This is a genomic window from Mycobacterium sp. ZZG (genome assembly GCF_054786995.1).
The window spans coordinates 1-1,699 of sequence record NZ_JBTBFV010000141.1 but is presented as its reverse complement, the minus strand read 5'-3'; the positions used below and the strand labels follow the sequence as shown (position 1 = coordinate 1,699).

1 protein-coding gene is annotated in these 1,699 nt (G+C 63.4%); it reads right to left on the bottom strand.

From position 1 onward, the window contains the following. Positions 1–22: 22 nt before the first annotated feature. A partial coding sequence (locus ACXMYJ_RS28995; RefSeq protein WP_460359537.1) for a tyrosine-type recombinase/integrase occupies positions 23–1,699 on the bottom strand: 1,677 nt, incomplete at its 5' end.

Genomic DNA, 1,699 nt, shown 5'->3' with positions numbered 1-1,699 from the left:
GGTGATCGGCGTCAAGAGGCGGTCATGAGGCGTCGGTGTCGAGTCGTTCGAGGAGTCCGTCGAAGACCTTGGCTCGGCCAACTTGGCCCTTGTGTGCGGCGTCGTCGCGTTGGGCTTGGAGGGTGGGACGGAACTCGATGGTGGTGACGAAGAAGCTGCAGGATTCGCAGATCGATTCGAAGTGGCAGTCCATGTCGACGGGCCGGGCACAGTATCCGTTGCCGAGCATGCGGCGGTGCATTTCGGCGCGGAGCTTGCGCATCTCGGAGCCTTCGTCGGTGTCGGGAAGGTGTGGCGGCTGGTCGTAGAGTGCTTCGACCTTTTCGGTGACGGAGAAGTACTGCTCGGCCACTGTCCTGTCGGCGATGCGGGCGTAGACCATGGTCATGGCGAGCGTTTTGTGGCCGAGCAGAGCGGCGATGGCGTCGTGCGACATGCCCCGGTTGATGGCCTGGGTCGCGAGGGTGTGGCGCAGTTGGTGAGCGGTGACATGTCCGATCCCGGCGGCTTCGGCGTGCCGGTCGAGCGCGGCCGTCACTCGGTGGCTGGTGATCGGGCGGTGGTTCTCGACGAGCAGCCGGCTGGTGCGGATGCCGGTGGGACGGTGGTTGTCGATCCAGTCGTCGAGGAGTTCTTTGAGTTGGGGGTGTAGTGGTATGTAGCGGTCATTGTGCATCTTGCCCAATGGGATTCGTAGCCAGAAGGCTGTGCCGATCTGGACCACGGCATCGGTGGTCAGTCCGAGTAGTTCGCTAATGCGGATGCCTGTGCGGGCGAGTAATTCGACGATCAGACGGGACAGGGGGTCGGTATCTGCGCGGGCGGCGCGGAGAAGTTTGGTGGCGGCCCCGTCGTCAAGGAATCTGGGCAGTGGCTTGTCGATGATCGGTAGGTCCCCGATGAAGACCAGCGGACGCACCGGTGCGTTCGGGTAGTCCCAGTCGGTGATCCGGTCGAAGAAGCAATGCAGGTTGATCAGAGCGTTCTTGATGCTGACCCGGTTCAACGGTTTCCCGGTACGTGGGGTGGGTGTGGTGGACAGCCACTTCTTGAACTCCTCGATGTGAACGCGTTGCAGCTCAGCGCAATTCGCGATCTGTGGGTGGGTGTCGGTCAACCACGAACCGAAGCGCCGCAGGTCGTGTTCGATGCCGGTGACCGTATTGGGTCGCAGGCTCAGGGTGACCTGCTCGATGTAGCGGCGAGCGGTGGTCGCGTAACCGTGTGTGATCGTCGCCCAACCGGTCGTCGCGACTGGCTGATGGTTCGACGGGCGCCGCCAGGTGGACAGTTTCTCGGCATGGAACAGGGTCAGCTGGAGCTGGTTGAACATACCCGCGAGGTTGCGGCCGGCCTCGGGCAGTCCCCGCATCCGGTAGCTCGCCAGGAGCGCTTCGCGAGCCGGGAAGAACTCTGTATCACCCACTGCGGCAGGAGGAGTCGCGGTCATCGCGGAGATCTTGGCCAGTAGATTCCACTGGCCGGTGATCCGCGAGCCGCTGATCTCGACTGTCTCGCACGCCTCGAGAAACCAGCGGTAGTCCTGCGGGCAGTGGGAACGTGCGGCGTATCCCAGATGCAGATTCAGCGAGCTGATCAACTCGGCATCGGCACGCAGCTGCCCGGTGACCATCAGCCAGGACGCGAATGAGCGCGCTTTCCCGACGACCTCGAGCCGCTGCGGCGAGGTCAAGCAATG